The sequence below is a fragment of the Bacillus sp. SIMBA_008 genome, from assembly GCF_046535495.1.
Classification (GTDB): Bacteria; Bacillota; Bacilli; order Bacillales; family Bacillaceae; genus Bacillus; species Bacillus subtilis.
This window is the reverse complement of sequence record NZ_JAWRWL010001236.1, coordinates 1-237: the sequence shown is the minus strand read 5'-3', so window position 1 is coordinate 237 and position 237 is coordinate 1. Positions and strand designations below refer to the sequence as shown.

Annotated in this window: 1 pseudogene; it reads right to left on the bottom strand. The window is 29.5% G+C overall.

Annotated features, from left to right (window positions below):
• Positions 1 to 237: pseudogene (locus tag SB658_RS27385) on the bottom strand (LTA synthase family protein); the annotation flags it as partial.

Sequence of the window (237 nt, the reverse complement as noted above, 5' to 3'; positions counted from 1 at the left end):
ATCTTTATTAACCTTTAACTCCTCTCTCAGAACCGGTATTTCTTTATGCATTTCCGATAAAAATTGATAAAATGGTGATTGTTTTAATCCTGCATAATCAAAAACGAGACTAGAAAAATAAATCGGACTTACTAAACCTAAATTGTCATTTGGCAAATCAAAATTTGCATACATTAACAATGGTGTTTCTGACATAATTAATCTTTCTCTTACCGTCTCTTCATTTTCTATATATCC